The 15,496-nt window shown below is 63.3% G+C and carries 16 protein-coding genes; 6 read left to right on the top strand and 10 right to left on the bottom strand.

What is annotated here, in order from left to right; genetic code table 11:
* Positions 1–82 precede the first annotated feature (82 nt).
* The 5 genes from C5L10_RS32320 to C5L10_RS32305 form a co-directional block, all read right to left on the bottom strand.
* On the bottom strand, positions 83–1,105 hold the full coding sequence (locus C5L10_RS32320; RefSeq protein ID WP_105433048.1) for an LLM class flavin-dependent oxidoreductase: 1,023 nt from the start codon (positions 1,103–1,105) through the stop codon (positions 83–85).
* A gap of 98 nt (positions 1,106–1,203) precedes the next feature.
* Positions 1,204–1,344 (bottom strand): hypothetical protein, encoded by a 141-nt coding sequence (locus C5L10_RS34055; protein ID WP_172717301.1) that lies wholly within the window; start codon positions 1,342–1,344, stop codon positions 1,204–1,206.
* Positions 1,345–1,386: 42 nt separating this feature from the next.
* Positions 1,387–3,276 carry an ABC transporter ATP-binding protein/permease gene (locus C5L10_RS32315; protein ID WP_105433047.1) on the bottom strand — a complete coding sequence of 630 codons (1,890 nt, stop codon included), beginning with the start codon at positions 3,274–3,276 and terminating at the stop codon, positions 1,387–1,389.
* Between the two features lie 148 nt (positions 3,277–3,424).
* On the bottom strand, positions 3,425–4,114 hold the full coding sequence (locus C5L10_RS32310; RefSeq protein WP_105433046.1) for a hypothetical protein: 690 nt from the start codon (positions 4,112–4,114) through the stop codon (positions 3,425–3,427).
* Positions 4,115–4,404: 290 nt separating this feature from the next.
* Positions 4,405–6,225 (bottom strand): LysM peptidoglycan-binding domain-containing protein, encoded by a 1,821-nt coding sequence (locus tag C5L10_RS32305; protein ID WP_105433045.1) that lies wholly within the window; start codon positions 6,223–6,225, stop codon positions 4,405–4,407.
* A gap of 168 nt (positions 6,226–6,393) precedes the next feature.
* Between C5L10_RS32305 and C5L10_RS32300 the strand changes: the two genes are divergently transcribed.
* Entirely contained in the window at positions 6,394–6,999 is a 606-nt protein-coding gene (locus C5L10_RS32300) for a TIGR00730 family Rossman fold protein (RefSeq protein WP_245448348.1), read from the top strand.
* A gap of 17 nt (positions 7,000–7,016) precedes the next feature.
* Here C5L10_RS32300 and C5L10_RS32295 read toward each other — a convergent pair whose 3' ends face one another.
* A complete protein-coding gene (locus tag C5L10_RS32295) occupies positions 7,017–7,346 on the bottom strand; it encodes a DHCW motif cupin fold protein (protein WP_105433043.1) in 330 nt (109 codons plus the stop codon).
* A 20-nt stretch (positions 7,347–7,366) separates the two neighbouring features.
* Positions 7,367–8,281, bottom strand: a complete 915-nt coding sequence (gene rarD, locus C5L10_RS32290) for an EamA family transporter RarD (protein WP_046638463.1) — start codon at positions 8,279–8,281, stop codon at positions 7,367–7,369.
* A gap of 151 nt (positions 8,282–8,432) precedes the next feature.
* Here rarD and C5L10_RS32285 point away from each other — a divergent pair, with 151 nt between their 5' ends.
* The 4 genes from C5L10_RS32285 to C5L10_RS32270 all read left to right on the top strand — a co-directional run bounded on the left by C5L10_RS32285 (position 8,433) and on the right by C5L10_RS32270 (position 11,183).
* Positions 8,433–9,305, top strand: a complete 873-nt coding sequence (locus C5L10_RS32285) for a protein-L-isoaspartate O-methyltransferase (RefSeq protein WP_105433042.1) — start codon at positions 8,433–8,435, stop codon at positions 9,303–9,305.
* Positions 9,306–9,500: 195 nt separating this feature from the next.
* Positions 9,501–10,085 (top strand): TetR/AcrR family transcriptional regulator, encoded by a 585-nt coding sequence (locus C5L10_RS32280; protein WP_105433041.1) that lies wholly within the window; start codon positions 9,501–9,503, stop codon positions 10,083–10,085.
* 27 nt (positions 10,086–10,112) lie between these two features.
* Positions 10,113–10,397, top strand: a complete 285-nt coding sequence (locus C5L10_RS32275; protein WP_105433040.1) for a YciI family protein — start codon at positions 10,113–10,115, stop codon at positions 10,395–10,397.
* A 96-nt stretch (positions 10,398–10,493) separates the two neighbouring features.
* Positions 10,494–11,183: a pentapeptide repeat-containing protein gene (locus C5L10_RS32270; protein WP_105433064.1), complete on the top strand. Its 690-nt coding sequence runs from the start codon at positions 10,494–10,496 to the stop codon at positions 11,181–11,183.
* Positions 11,184–11,239: 56 nt separating this feature from the next.
* Here C5L10_RS32270 and C5L10_RS34050 read toward each other — a convergent pair whose 3' ends face one another.
* A complete protein-coding gene (locus C5L10_RS34050; RefSeq protein WP_172717300.1) occupies positions 11,240–11,398 on the bottom strand; it encodes a hypothetical protein in 159 nt (52 codons plus the stop codon).
* A 225-nt stretch (positions 11,399–11,623) separates the two neighbouring features.
* The gene (rsgA, locus tag C5L10_RS32260; protein ID WP_105433038.1) at positions 11,624–12,646 is read right to left on the bottom strand and encodes a ribosome small subunit-dependent GTPase A; all 1,023 of its coding nucleotides are present in this window, start codon (positions 12,644–12,646) and stop codon (positions 11,624–11,626) included.
* 143 nt (positions 12,647–12,789) lie between these two features.
* Between rsgA and C5L10_RS32255 the strand changes: the two genes are divergently transcribed.
* On the top strand, positions 12,790–13,755 hold the full coding sequence (locus C5L10_RS32255; RefSeq protein ID WP_105433037.1) for a phosphotransferase family protein: 966 nt from the start codon (positions 12,790–12,792) through the stop codon (positions 13,753–13,755).
* A gap of 42 nt (positions 13,756–13,797) precedes the next feature.
* Here C5L10_RS32255 and cimA read toward each other — a convergent pair whose 3' ends face one another.
* A complete protein-coding gene (cimA, locus tag C5L10_RS32250) occupies positions 13,798–15,414 on the bottom strand; it encodes a citramalate synthase (protein ID WP_105433036.1) in 1,617 nt (538 codons plus the stop codon).
* Between the last annotated feature and the right edge of the window lie 82 nt (positions 15,415–15,496).

Raw genomic sequence — 15,496 nt, 5'->3', positions numbered from 1 at the left:
ACATATGGGTGCTCTGGGACGATGGCTCCGTGCGTCAAGCCGTCGTCAGGTACCGTCCGGGCCTAGTTGCGGTTGCGCCGCGCTACCGCCACCCCAGCCCCGGCGCCACATGCTTCAGAATGCTCTCCAGCACATGCGCGTTGTATTCGACGCCGAGCTGGTTCGGTACGGTGAGCAGCAGCGTATCGGCCTCGGCAATCGCCTCGTCGGCCTTCAACTGGTCGATCAGCCTGTCCGGCTCGGCGGCATAGGAGCGGCCGAAGATCGCCTGGGTCTGCGGGTCGATATTGCCGATCTGGTCCTGGCTCTCGCCGCTGCCGCCGAAATAGGCGCGGTCAGTGTCGTTCATCAGCGCGAAGATGCTGCGGCTGACGGAGACGCGCGGTTCGCGGGCGTGGCCGGCTTCCTTCCAGGCTTCGCGGTAGATGCGGATCTGCTCGGCCTGCTGGATGTGGAACGGCTTGCCGCTCTCGTCGGTCTTCAGTGTCGAGCTCTGCAGGTTCATGCCGAGCTTGGCGGCCCAGACGGCGGTCGAGTTCGAACTCGAACCCCACCAGATGCGGTCGCGCAGGCCCGCCGAATGCGGCTCGAGGCGCAGCATGCCCGGCGGGTTCGGAAACATCGGCCGCGGATTGGGCTTGGCGAAACCTTCGCCGCGCAGCACGTCGAAGAACACTTCGGCATGGCGCCTGCCCATATCCGCATCGGTCTCGCCTTCCGCCGGCTGGTAGCCGAAATAGCGGAAACCGTCGATCACCTGTTCCGGCGAGCCGCGGCTGATGCCGAGCTGCAGGCGTCCGCCGGAAATCAGGTCGGCAGCACCGGCATCTTCCGCCATGTAGAGCGGGTTTTCATAGCGCATGTCGATGACGGCGGTGCCGATCTCGATGCGCTTGGTGCGGGCGCCGACGGCCGAAAGCAGCGGGAAGGGCGAGGCGAGCTGTCGCGCGAAATGGTGGACGCGGAAATAGGCGCCGTCGGCGCCGAGCTCTTCGGCGGCGACCGCGAGATCAATGGATTGAAGCAGGACGTCGGATGCCGACCGCGCCTGCGACTGCGGCGAGGGCGTCCAGTGCCCGAAGGAGAGAAAGCCGATCTTTTTCATTGCGTTACCACCGTGAATTTACTGTGTCTGAAGTTACACGCTAGATGGCATCTCGACCGCGACATGAACAGTCGCCGCCCTGTGAACAGTGCGTCCGCTTACCGCGCGGCCTGCGGATCGACCCAGCCCATCCAGGTGGTGAAGGCGAGTAGCGGCGAGCCGAAGAAGATCAGTACCAGCATGTAGGCAACCGCGATGCTGCCGAGGAGGAGCATGCGGGGAGTGAGGTATCGTTTCACGTTGAGATCCGTCCTTTTCCGAAGTTCATTGCGCCGCCGGCCCTATTCCGCCGCCGGAACGCCGCGCAGCACCACGCCAAGATCGTCGCTCTCGCGCACCTTGCGCAGCTGCTCTTCGGCCTGCACCGCCTCGCGCTGGCGGTTCCACATCGAGGCGTAGAGCCCATTCTGTTCGAGCAGCAAACTGTGCGTTCCGCGCTCGGCGATCTGCCCGTCGCGCAGGACGATGATCTCGTCGGCGCCGATGACGGTCGAAAGTCGGTGGGCGATCACCAGCGTCGTGCGGTTCCTGGAGACCACGTCGAGCGCCGACTGAATCTCGTGCTCGGTCGTGGTGTCGAGCGCTGAGGTCGCCTCGTCGAGGATCAGGATCGGCGGGGCTTTGAGGACGGTACGGGCGATCGCCACGCGCTGCTTCTCGCCGCCCGAAAGTTTCAGGCCCCGTTCGCCGACCTTGGTGTCGAAACCCTCGGGCAGGGCGCTGATGAAATGGCCGATCTGTGCCACTTCGGCGGCGGCAAGCATTTCTTCCTCGCTCGCCGAAGGGCGGCCGTAGCGGATGTTGTAGGCGATCGTGTCGTTGAACAGCACCGTGTCCTGCGGCACCATGCCGATCGCCGCGCGCAGCGAATGCTGCGTCACGTCCCGCACGTCCTGGCCGTCAATGGTGATCGAACCGCCCTGGATGTCGTAGAACCGATAGAGCAGGCGGGAAATGGTCGATTTGCCGGCGCCCGAAGGCCCGACGATCGCCACCGTCTTGCCGGCCGGCACGTCGAACGAGACGCCTTTGAGGATCGGCCGGGCCGGATCATAGGAAAAATGCACGTCCTTGAAGGAGATCGACCCTTGGGGGATGGCGAGAGGCGCGGCATCCGGCCGATCGACGACCTCCGGCTGCACTTCGAGCAGCTCGAACATCTGCTCGATATCGGTCAGCCCCTGGCGGATTTCCCGGTAGACGAAACCGATGAAGTTGAGCGGCACGGAAAGCTGCAGCAGCAGCGCGTTGACGAATACGAAATCGCCGATCGTCTGCTCGCCGCGTTGCACGGCCAGCGCCGACATCACCATCATCACAGTCGTGCCGAGGCCGAAGATCACGCCCTGGCCGAAGTTGAGCCAGCCGAGCGAAGTCCAGACGTCGGTCGCCGCCTTCTCGTAGCGCGCCATCGAACTATCGAAGCGCTTGGCTTCCATCTCCTCGTTGCCGAAATATTTGACGGTTTCGAAATTGAGGAGCGAATCGATCGCCTTGGTATTGGCGTCCGTGTCGCTGTCGTTCATCGAGCGGCGGATGGCGATGCGCCAGTCGCTGGCCTTTACGGTGAACCAGATATAGATGGCCACCGTGACGGCGGTGACGAGAACGTACCAGAAGCCGTAGCTGACCCAGAAGATGATGGCCGTCAGCAAGAATTCGAGCAGAGTCGGCACGGTGTTGAGAATGGTGAAGCGGACGATCGTCTCGATGCCCTTGGTGCCGCGCTCGATGATCCGCGACAGGCCGCCGGTCTTGCGCTCGAGATGAAAGCGCAGGGAGAGCTGGTGCATGTGCACGAAGGTACGGTAGGCGAGCTGGCGCACCGCATATTGGCCGACGGAGGCAAACAGCGCGTCGCGCAGCTGGTTCAGCCCCACCTGCAGGATACGGGTAAAATTGAGCGCGATGACCAGCACCACGGCGCCGAGCAGGAAGGCAGGCAGGAGACCTGCCATATCCAATTTGCCGTTCAGCGCATCCGTCGCCCATTTGAAGAAATAGGGCACCGTCAGGAGCACGAACTTGGCGAGGAAGAGGTAGAAGGTCGCCCAGACGACGCGGGCCTTCAGGTCGGCGCGCCCTTCCGGCCACATATAGGGCCACAGGTTGACGAGCGTGCCGAGCGGGTTGCTGGCATCCGCCGAAATGGTCTTCTTGTTATTCGCCATAAATGTCTCCGGGACGGGCGCGTCGAAACGCCTCCCGCACATAAGGTCCGGGGAAGAATGTTGCAATGACGGTTTCGTGAAACTTCAGGGCCGGACCGGTCGGGCGATGCGGCGAAGGCTGGATGTCTCCGGCCCTCGCCGGTCGCGATCACTTGGTGCTGGTGGAGGCGGCGGGGGCGGTACCGGCTGCCGGCTTGGTGGTCGCTGCCGGCGTCGGCCAGGAAATGTAATAATAGGCCTCGCCGACCATGCCGAAATAGGAGCTGGCCCCGGTCGCCTTCTCGATATAGCTGCCGTCGGCGTTGCGCACGAACTTGCCGCCGTCGTCCCGTGTCAGACGGTCCTTGAGGAACTGGGTCCAGTCGGATTTGTCGACGGAGGTAATGCCGGCCGAGGTCTGCTTGCCGTCGGTAATATCCCAGGCGGTGATCTGGTCGCCGGCGACCGCGTCGGTCATCTTCAGCGTGCCGGCGTCGAGCGCCTTCTGCATCGCCTCGGCCATCGCCTTGCTGTCCGGGCTCGCCTTCAGCGCGTCCAGCTTCTCCTGCAGCGCCTTCATGAACGCCTTGCTGGACATGTCGCCGACCGATCCGTCGCCTGCGGTGTCCGGGGCGTTGCCGTTCATGGTCTGCTGCAGCGAGGCGATCAGCGCCGCGATCTTGTCGTCCTCGTAGTCGTCGTCACCGCCGCTGCCGCTGGAAAACAGGATGTCGGCGAGCGACGAGGAGGATGAGCCGGACGCCGAGCTGCCAGGCGCCCTGTTGTTGGAGACATCATTGAATGCATTGAGGGCCGCCTGAGAGGACCAAGTCCGAATGGAATTAATGCTGGAAACCATTTTCTTCTCCTGTCCGCGCGGCATGGATCAGAGCCGGAGATAATATGCGAGCACGCCGCCTGATCACCGCGGTATTCCTCCTAACCTGCGCCAAGCTGGCCGAATGGCATCCGGCGCGGCCATTGGCCGTCCAGGGATCTTGTGGGGGAGGCCGGGATGGACGGGGAAATGAATGCGGCTAAGGGATTGAGGGCGCTGGATGCGTTTTTCTAACCAAATGAAAGTATCCCCGGCAGGCCGGGAGGGGATCTTTTTGCGTCACCCCCTGAGCCGAGAGACGCACCGCCCCCTTACGACCGGCGCTGTATCATTCGCTGGCGATGGAGTTCTTCAGCGTCCGGCCGGGCCGCGTCGGGCACGCCAAAGATCTGGCCGGGCTGGATGACGTCGGGGTTGCGGATCTGGGCCTCGTTGGCGAGGTAGATCGTCGTGTAGCGCACTCCCTGACCGTAGACGCGGCGGGAGATCTGCCACAGCGTATCGCCGCGGCGGATGATCACCGAGCTGCGTTCGCTCTGGGTCAGCGGCTCCTGCTGGATGGTGCGGGTGCCGCTGGCATCGGTGATCGTCATCGGTGCGGCTGTGGTAACCTGCACGCCGTGCAGTTCGCGGGCGATGGTCGGGCCGACGGCGCGGGCGATCATTTCGCCGACCCGTTTCAGGCCGGCGCCGACGCCTGCGACATCCTTGGGAAGCGCGTCGAGCGCGGCAAACGCTGCCGCGGCGTTCTGGACGGTGGTTTCGGCAAGCACCCGGGCGGAGGCGGCCGCATCGGCCGGCAGGCGATATTCGGAAAGCGATTTCAGGGCGATCGAAGTGGCGGAGCGGGCGGCGGCCATCTGTTCAGCCGAGGGTACGCGGCCGTCGTCGTAAAGTCCGCGCAGCAGGTTGAAGGCGCGCACCGTTTCGTTGCGCAGCTTGTCGAAGGCGCCGCTGTCGGCCGCCGACATGCCGTTATTGGCAGCCTGCGGCGCTGCGACGGCCGCGACCTGGTCGCCGGCCGGGCGGTTGAAGGGCACTTCGACCCGTACCAGAGCCTGTCCGCCGGCCCCGACAACCTCGACGCCGATCCGGTGGTCGCCGACGGCAAGGTCGATCGCCCCTTCGATCACGAAACTGCCGTCCTGGCCCGCCTGGGCGGTACCGATCGGCCGGCCGTCGGCCTGGCCGCGCAGCAAGGTGCCGGCCTTCGTGTTGCCGGCGACGAAGATCTTGTTGCCCTCGATTTCGACAGCGGTGACGCGCAGTTCAGGCGCAGCGGATGTCGCCGCCGGAGAGGCGGGTGCCGAGACCGGTATGCTCGGCGCGGAAGATGCGAGAGTGGCCGAGCCGGCCGGCGGTGCCGGCAGGGCGGCAACGGAGGTGCTGGCTGACGGCGTGGCCGAGGGGGCGGCAAGCGCGGGGCTGGCCGGAGCCTGATTGGTAGCGGGCGAAGCTGCCGCGGCCTGGGCTGCCGGCTGCGCGGCACTCGCGCCAGGCGGCGTTGCGGCGTCCGGGGTCGCGATCAGGCGGCTTGCCTTGCCGGGCTTGGTGACCATGGCGAGCAGCTTGCCGTTCTTGTCGGCGGGCACCGAGACGGTCGCCGTTTCTTCCGACAGGGTGGTCTTGCCATCCTTGCTGATCGCCTTGAGCACGAGCTGGTGGTCGCCGGGCGGCAGCGGCTTGTCGAGGATGGCGGCGAAATCGCCGCTCGGGCCGACGTCGACCTTGGCGACGATCGCGGCGCCATCGGTAACTTCGAGCTTGGAATGGGGGGCTGCGCGGCCGGCGATCACAGTCGACCCGTCCGGCTCGACGCGCAGCACGTCGAAGGAGGGCGGCATCATCGCCGCGGCTTGAGGTGCGGTCTGTCCTGCTGCGGAAGGCGAGGCGGGCTGAGCCGCCGGCGGAGCCGTTGCAGCGGCCTGGTCGGCCGGCTTTGCGGCATCGGGCGCCCTGGCCGTCGGCTGCGGTTCCGTCACCGCGTCCTTGACGGCATTGCCTGCGGCATTGATCGCGTCGCCGATCGGCTTGGAATCCTTGTTTATCGCAGGCATCACCAAGAACACCATCAGCAGCGATGCGATAGCCAATACGATCAGAGCCAGCCAGCCGGCGCGGTTTTTCATCATCAATGCCTCTCCCGACAGCTATAGCCGTCGCATATCCGGATTAACCTTTTCCTCCCACATTCACAAGCTTTTCACACTATAAACCCTTGCTCTTCCGGGCATTTCCCGTCAATTTTGACGACCGGGGCTTGGTTTGGCCCTCCCTTGAAATGCGTTGCGGAGAAACCTGTGCCGATTCGATCCATCTGCGTTTACTGCGGCTCGCAGCCGGGGCGCGATCCCGCCTACCTTGCAGCCGGCCGTGCGCTCGGAAAATCCATCGCCGCCCACGGGCTTCGACTTGTCTATGGCGGAGGCACCAAGGGCATCATGGGTGCGGTCGCGGCCGGCGTTCTGTCGAACGGCGGTCAGGTCACCGGCATCATTCCCGAATTCCTGGTCGACATGGAGGCCACGCGCCATTCGCTCGGCCAACTCGACGAGTTGATTGTGACGGAGGACATGCATGCGCGCAAGCACAAGATGTTCGAACGCGCTGACGCTTTCGTGACCCTGCCGGGCGGCATCGGCACCTTGGAGGAGATCGTCGAGATCATGACCTGGGCGCAGCTCGGACGGCATGAGAAGCCGATGGTGTTCGCCAATATCGGCGGTTTCTGGGATCCGATGCTCGACCTCATCACCCACATGCGCGAACAGGGGTTCATCCACCGTGCGCATCTCGTCCAGCCGTTGGTCATCGCCGATGTCGAGGACATCGTTCCGGCGATCCTGGAACAGGGCGAGGAGCGCCCGCCGACGAGCGGCGAGGGCGCGGTGATTTCGAGGCTGTGAGCGCCGGCGCTTGAGCCCTAGTCGACGATGAAGAGTTTTGCGCCGACGGATGTCGAGGAGCGGTGGGGCTCGGCATCGTCGGCCACCTGATAACTCATGCCGGGCGTCAGCACGAAGGCCCGGCCGTCGGCGAGTTCGGTCGCCAACTCGCCTTCGAGGCAGAGCAGGATATGGCCTTTGACGCACCAGTGGTCGGCGAGATAGCCCGGGGTATACTCGACCATCCGCACCCTGATCTCGCCGAAATGGCAGGTCTGCCAGGTCGCCAGCCCCGTGTCGCCCTTGTGCTCTGTCTTCGGAATGGCGCTCCAGTCGGTGGTACCGAACGGGATATCGCTGATTTTCATGGGAATGCTCCGGGAAAGGCTTATCGGCCGCGCGCTTGCTTGAGAAGCGACCAGGTATAAATCGCCAGCGCCGTCCAGATCAGGACGAAGGCCCCGAGCTTCACGGGGCTGAGCGGCTCGTGGAAGGCGAAGACCGCGATCAGGAAGATCATCGTCGGCGCGATATACTGCATGATGCCGATGGTCGAGAGCTTCAGAAGTTTTGCGCCGTTGGCGTAGATCATCAGCGGTGCGGCGGTGACGATGCCGGCGGCCATCAGGATGAACGTGTCCCAGCCGGTCGAGTTGAGGAGATGGCCCTGGCCGGTCGATTCCAGCCAGATCACATAGGGCAGGCAGGGAATGCTGATCAACAGCACTTCCAGGAAGAAACCCTGGTTCGGACCGATCGGCAGGGTTTTCCGGAACAGCGCATAGAACCCCCAGGTGAAGGTGAGCGCCAGCGAAACCCAAGGCAATCCGCCCGCATCATAGGTGAGGATCGCCACCGCCACCACCACAAGGCCGATCGCGGCGAGCTGAACCGGCGCCAGCCGCTCCTTCAGCAGGACCGCCGCCAGGAAAATGCTGAACAGCGGATTGATGAAATAGCCGAGCGCCGCATCGAGTGCCCGCCCGGCGGCGACCGCCCACACATAGATGCCCCAGTTCGCCATGATGATCAGGGCGGTCAGGCATGCCATCGCCAGCATGCGCGGGTTCTGCACCGCCACCTTGAGATCGCCGGTGCGGCGCAGGATCAACAGAACGATCCCGGCGACCGGCACCGACCAGATCGCCCGGTGCGCCAGCACTTCGAGCGAAGGAATATGGGCGACGGCCTTCAGGTAGAACGGCAGGAAGCCCCAGAGGAAATAAGCCGTCAGCCCGAAGGCGAAGCCACGCGGCGTATCTTCGTTCTTTACGGTCGTCGCCGCGGCGGTGTCGGTGGCCATGTGGGGTGTTTCCGGTATGTTGTTCTGGTTATCCCCGTTTAAACGAATAGGTTGAGCCGGACCAATTCATTTCATTGAAGAACCTATCGTTTGTCGCGATTCTGTCGGCTTGGCTTGCGATAGTCAGCCCGTGTCAGAAGGGAGGAGTTGGATGGATTTCGAAAGCCAGCCGTTGCACCGGCAGATCTATGCCCGCCAGATCCTGGCGAAGGCCGGCGTGAGTGCGGACGCGCGCCTTTTCGCGGCCTTCGCCAAGGTGCCGCGCGAACAATTCGTCGGCCCGCCGCCCTGGGTCTATAACGACTTTCGCAACTACCGCGAACTCGCTTCCACCGATCCGCTGGTGCTTTACCAGGATGTGCTGGTCGGGCTGGATACGGGCCGCGGCGTCAACAACGGCATGCCGTCGCTGCATGCCGGAGCCCTTCACGCGCTCGGCGTCCGCGACGGCGAGACCGTCGCCCATCTCGGCGCCGGGACCGGATACTATACCGCCATCATCGCCGAGCTTGTGGGGTCGTCGGGCCGGGTGATCGCCGTCGAATATGACGAGGCCCTCGCGGACAAGGCACGGCAGAACCTGGCAGGTTACGCGAATGTCGAACTCGTCCGCGGCGACGCGACAGAATGGCCGAAGGAGGACGCGGACGTGATCTACGCCAATTTCGCGCTCGACCACCCGCCGGTCGCCTGGATCGACAATCTGGCGGTCTCGGGGCGCGCGCTCTTCCCGCTCGGCTTTCCGGCGATCGACAATGGCCGGCGGAGCGGCTTTACCCGTTCTGCGGGTTTCCTGATGATCGACCGGCGAGCGTCGGGTTTTGGCGCCAGGTTCCTGCAGCCCGTCTCCTTCGTCTGGGCGGAAGGCCAGCAGCCACCTCCGCCAGGCCGTCACGAGGGGCTGGCGGAAGCCTTCCGCTCCCGCCGAGGCTATCAGGTCCGCAGCCTGCGCTGGCATCGGCCGCCTCAAGAGGGCGAGTGGTACGGCGAGGGGGATTGGGGGCTGAGTTTTGAGGAGGTGTGAGGAAGAGGTCCGTCGAAGTTCCTGGTCCTAGTGCGCCAGAAACGAACATCGCAACGGCTCGAAAATTTGCGACTAAGAGGCTTGATTATTCTAGGGCAATTGTCCTAAAGGAGAGTTAGGACAATTGCCCTAATTCGTGCGACGCCACTGCTTTGCACGCGGGCAACAGCGAACAGGGTTGCCACATTGAAGGGCATGGACACGCGCAATCAGATCGTAGACGCTGCCGACCGGCTCTTTTACGAGCGTGGCTACGACGTAACGTCGTTTGCCGATATTGCCGGATGCGTGGGCCTGTCGCGCGGCAATTTTTACTACTACTTCAAGACGAAGGACGAAATTCTCAACGCGGTGATCGCTCTTCGTATCGCTAACACACAGAGAATGCTGGAAGCATGGGAGGCTGAAGGCGGGACACCTGCCGAAAGAATCCGAAGCTTCATCAATATCCTCATCGTCAACCGAACGAAGATCATGGCGTATGGCTGCCCGGTCGGATCGCTCTGCAACGAGCTCGCCAAGCTCGATCACGTTGCCAAAACCGACGCCGTCGCACTTTTCACCCTGTTTCGCGAATGGCTCGCTCGCCAGTTCTGCGCTCTGGGCCGAGAAACCGATGCCGACGCGCTCTCCCTACATCTCCTGATGCGAAGCCAAGGTGTGTCGGCGCTCGCCACGGCGTTCCGCGACGAAACCTTCATCCGCCGCGAAGTGGATGCGATGCAGACGTGGTTGGATGCGCATATTTCGGGGCGGCCGCTCGCCAATCAATCCGTTTGATCACCAACCCTCTGAAGGAAAACCGGCATGTTTATCGTCACCCTCAAGTTTGCCGAGAAGGCAAAGGCCCCGCAATTCATGGAGGGGCACAACGCCTGGATCAGAAAGGGCTTCGATGACGGCGTTTTTCTGCTAGTCGGCAGCCTCCAGCCGAATGCCGGCGGAACCGTATTGGTCCATAATACCACACGCGCCGACCTCGAAATGCGTGTGACGGACGATCCCTTCGTTGCCGAAGGCGTTGTCAGCGCTGACATTCAGGAAATCGTACCTGGCCGCGTCGATGACCGGCTTGCGTTCCTGAAGGACTAGGCACCAGGGGCGCCATCATCTCGTATGCGCGGCCGATTGTTTCCAACCCGAATCTCTGATCAATCACGCGAACGAATGTCGGCGGAGGCGAAGGTCATGGCGGAGCAGGATTCCATCGAGGTTTCCGAACAACAGATCGGACGCGCGGAGGTGCTCGGCTTTACGGCGGCCGGAAACACGGTTGTCCTGAACGGCTGCACGCTGGAGGAAGCGGACCTGTCGGGGCTCGATTTTCAGCGCTGGGAATTTCGAAACTGCAGGATGACGACCGTCAATCTGCGGGCTGCGGACCTGGAAGGGGCGAAGTTCGAGGGGTGCCGGGGGGCATTCGCCAATTTTACGGGCGCCAACCTTGCGGAGGTGGAGTTCCGGAATTGCGACTTCAACAACGCCGCTTTTTTGGAAGCCAAAATGAACGACACCCGGTTCGTCGGCTGCAAGCTGACCGGTGCCAACCTGACGCGGATTGCCTCGCTCGGCCTGTCGTTCAAGGAGACCATCCTGGCGCAGGCGAGACTTCCCGCACTGTCGTTCCGGAAATCCCGGATAGAGCGGGTCGATTTCGGCATGGCCGATCTGTCGAAATGCGATTTTCGCGACGTCGTGTTCGACGGCTGCAGCCTGCGGGACACGGGGCTCGTCGATGCCAGGTTCGAAGGGGCCGATCTGCGCGGTGCGGACCTCGGCGGACTGAAGCTGATCGACGCCAGGAAGTTCAAGGGAGCGACGATCTCGCGGCAGCAGGCCGGAGATATCCTGGCGGAACTGGGACTGAAGGTTCAATAGCCGGGTGCGGCATCCTCAGTCTCCGGTTCTTCCAGTCGTCTTGCAGGCGAGAAGGATTAGACGGCTACGCGCCGTGCTTCCTTGTCGGCCGACTTCCGGTCTGCGCCGTGCTTTTCGATGATCGCCTTCGCATCCTCAACCGAAATGCGATGCTTCTTGGCAAAGGGGATGGGCTGGTAAGGCTGGTCCGGGGTGCTTGTTTTTTTATCAGACATGAACGTCTCCGATCTCGATGCTCCGGCAGAATGCCGAAGCCTCTTTGGATTGATGAATAGTGAGGGGGTTGGTTGCCAGGCGCTGCTGCGTCATTACCGCGAGCGGCTGCCTCAATGTGCCGTCTATATGGTACAAAAGCCCCTGAAATACAATGGCCCGGATCGGGGCCACAGGATTCGGGGCCGCCTGCTACTTCCTGCGAGGACGGTATTCGCGCGAAACTCTCAGTATTTCTTCTTGCGGACGATCTTGTTGCCCTTTGGCCCGCTCATCACCGGCGTCCTGTCGCGGTTTTCCGCAAGCAGGCTGCGCCAGCGTTCCAGGCGCTCGGTGGAAAGTTCGCCTTTGGCAACGGCTGCCTGCACGGCACAGCCCGGTTCGTGGGCGTGAGTGCAATCGCGAAACCGGCAATTCGGCGCCAGATCGGTGATTTCGGCAAACAGCGTATCGATGCCGTCGGTGACGTCGCTGACATAGAGCGTCCGAATGCCCGGCGTATCGATCACCCAGCCGCCGCCGGCAATCGCGTGCAGCGACCGCGCCGTCGTGGTGTGACGACCCTTTGCATCACGTTCACGAATGCTTCCGGTCTTCTGCATCGTGTCGGACTGGGCTCCGGCCAAGGTGTTGACCAGCGTCGATTTTCCGACTCCGGAGGAACCGACAAGGGCTACGGTCTGCCCGACGCCGCACCAGGGCTTCAGCAAGGCAACGGCATCCGCTGTACGCGCATTGAGGACGACCACCGGCAGGTCACGCTGCAGCGCCTTGGCCTGCTGCTCGAACGGGCTGGCATCCTCGACTGTGTCGGCCTTGGTCAGCACGATCACCGGGTTGGTCGCGGCCTGGTTGGCCATGATCAGGTAACGTTCCAGCCGTCCCGGGTTGAAATCGGCATTGCACGAGGTGACGATAAACAGCGTATCGACATTGGCCGCGGCAAGCTGCTGGCCATGCCCGCCTTCCGCGCGCCGTTGAAACACGGTTTTCCGGTCGAGACGGCGCACGAGCATGCCCGTCAGCGGGTCGGCAAGAACCCAGTCGCCGACCGCAAAATCCGCGGTATTGCTATTGGGCGGAAGTTCGATCCCGACCGGTCCGCTGACGTCGATTGCGTCGATGCGTGCCCGATGAACCGAGGCAATGCGCCGGACCAGGAGTTCGGTCTCGCCCGGCTCGACCTGAGCCGCAAAGAAATCGGACCAGCCGAGCAGTTCAAGCGATGAGGGTGGGTTGGAGCCGGTCAAGGTTCGGTACGAAAATTCGGGGACGCCGTCATGGGTAGGCTTTCCGCAGGTTGCGATTGCGTGGTTTTATGGAGAGCCGCGTTGTCCACGCTCCAACAGTGTCGATAGTGGTAACCCAATATAGCAATCATCGGACGGTGGAAATGGCGCCGCAGCGAAGAACGACCCTCGAACTCGACGGGGAAACCATTGATCGGCTCGTCCAGCACCTCGATCGTGATTTTGTCGCCAGCGGTTTCAGCAGGCTTGAGGGCGGCAGGGCCGAGGTCTACCGGATCGATCTCGTGGGGGCCGAGCACAGCCCGCTTGTCCTTAAAATCTATCCGGATGAGCCCGAATGGCTGCCGGCCAAGGAGAACCTGGTGGCCGGTTGGCTGGAAGGGCTGACACCGCCCGTCCCCCGGTGGCTGCGGGTCGACGAAACACGCACCCTCCTGCCGTTGCGCTACGCCCTGCTGACGCTTTTGCCCGGCCGTTCGCTGCGCCACTGGATGGGCGAACCGGATATCGCACAAGCTTATCGGCAGATGGGAGAGCTGCTGAGGCAGGTTCACGCCGTGCCGATGCCAGCCTATGGCTACATTCGCGGCGACGGGATCGGCAAGCCGTGTCTGACCAATGCGGACTATATGACGGCGGCGTTCGAAGACGTGTTCCGGCGCTTCCGCGATCTCGGCGGCGATGCGGAGCTCGGGCAAAACCTGCAGCGCCTCGCCGAAGGCAGTTTCGATCTCCTGGCGGAAAGCGGCGGTGCCGTGCTCTGCCACGACGATTTCCATCAGGGCAATGTGCTCGCTTTGCGCGACGGCGCCGGAGATCTTCGGCTGAGCGGGCTCGTCGATTTCGGCAATGCGCGGGCAGGGGACAGGCTTTTCGATCTCGCCAAGGCCCTGTTCTGCTCCGTGCACGAAGACTCGCGCAGCCATCGGCCGATCCTCGAAGGTTATGGCCGGACCGATCATCCGGATATGGAGCGGGCGCTGTGGCTCTATACCCTTTTCCATCGAACCAGCATGTGGTGCTGGCTGACCAAGCTCGGCGTCGAGGCGACAGCCGAGACTGGTCCCGGCGGCCTCATTCAGGACCTGCGCGAAATGGCCGGGCGGTGAAGGTTCGAACATGGCGAGGCACTCAGCCTCGCCCTCCCAGCCTCACTCCGCCGCGATCTTGCCCGCCAGTTCCCGGTTCTTCATCAGCTTGTAGATGACCGAGTCCATCAGCGCCTGGAACGAGGCGTCGATGATGTTTTCCGAGACGCCGACCGTCCACCAGCGGACGCCGTCGCCGTCGGTGGATTCGATCAGCACGCGGGTGATCGCCTCGGTGCCGCCGTTCAAGATACGCACTTTGAAGTCCGCGAGCGCCAAGTCGTCGATCTCGTGCTGGTATTTGCCGAAATCCTTGCGCAGCGCCCGGTCGAGCGCGTTGACGGGGCCGTCCCCCTCGGCCACCGACATCAGCGTCTGGCCGTCGACGACAAGTTTCACCACCGCTTCCGAGACGATCTTGATCTTGCCATGCGAGTCGAACCGGCGCTCGACCATCACCCGAAAACCCTCGACGGAGAAGAATTCCGGAATGGTGCCGAGCGTGCGGCGGGCGAGCAGTTCGAAGCTCGCGTCCGCCCCTTCATAGGCGTATCCGGTCGCCTCGCGTTCCTTGACGATCGAGATCAGCTGGTCGAGCTTCGGATCGTCCTTGCCGACCTCGATGCCGCGGCGCTTCAGCGCGTTGATGAAGTTCGACTTGCCGCCCTGGTCGGAGACCATGACCTTGCGGAAATTGCCCACACTTTCCGGCGTCACGTGTTCGTAGGTGCGCGGGTCCTTCAGCAGCGCAGACGCATGGATGCCGGCCTTGGTGGCGAAGGCGGATGCGCCGACATAAGGCGCCTGGTGGTTCGGCGAGCGGTTCAGGAGCTCGTCGAAGGCGTGGCTGAGGCGGGTCAGCCCGGTCAGCCGTTCCGCGTCGATCGCCGTCTCGAACCGGCTGTTATAGGCGTCCTTCAGGGCAAGCGTCGCGATGATCGTGACCAGATTGGCATTGCCGCAGCGCTCGCCGATGCCGTTCAGCGTGCCCTGGATCTGCCGACAGCCCGCCTCGATCGCGGCGAGCGAATTGGCGACCGCCTGGCCGGTATCATCATGGGCATGGATGCCGAGCGAGGCGCCAGGGATGCCCGAGGCGATCACCGCCTCGACGATGGCGCGGATCTCGCCCGGCTGGGTGCCGCCATTGGTGTCGCAGAGCACCACCCAGCGCGCACCCGCTTCATAGGCCGTCCTGGCGCAGGCAAGGGCATATTCGGGATTGGCCTTGTAGCCGTCGAAGAAATGCTCGCAATCGACCAGGGCTTCCTTGGCCGCGCCGCGGGCGGCCTCGACGCTGTCGCGGATCGATTCCAGGTTTTCTTCGTTCGAACAGCCGAGCGCGACGCGCACGTGGTAGTCCCAGCTTTTCGCGACGAAACAGGTGGCGTCGCTTTTCGCCTGCAGCAGCACGGCCAGCCCCGGATCGTTGGAGGCGGAGATGCCGGCCCGCTTGGTCATGCCGAAGGCGACAAATTTGGATTTCGACGTGCGCTTCTGCGAGAAGAAGGCGGTGTCGGTCGGGTTGGCGCCGGGATAACCGCCTTCGACATAATCGAGGCCAAACTCGTCCAGCAGGTTGGAGATGGCGATCTTGTCCTCGACGGAAAAATCGACGCCGGGGGTTTGTTGCCCGTCGCGCAGCGTGGTGTCGAAGAGATAGATGCGTTCGCGTGTCATGGGTGCTCCTCCTGGAGCGGTGTTGTATCGTATTTACACGGCCCCGCCCCAAACCCCTCCCCACAAGGGGGAGGGGCTTAAC

The organism is Neorhizobium sp. T6_25, from assembly GCF_002968555.1.
GTDB lineage: Bacteria > Pseudomonadota > Alphaproteobacteria > Rhizobiales > Rhizobiaceae > Neorhizobium.
The sequence above is the reverse complement of the archived record's forward strand: the minus strand, read 5'-3'. Positions and strand labels throughout refer to the sequence as shown.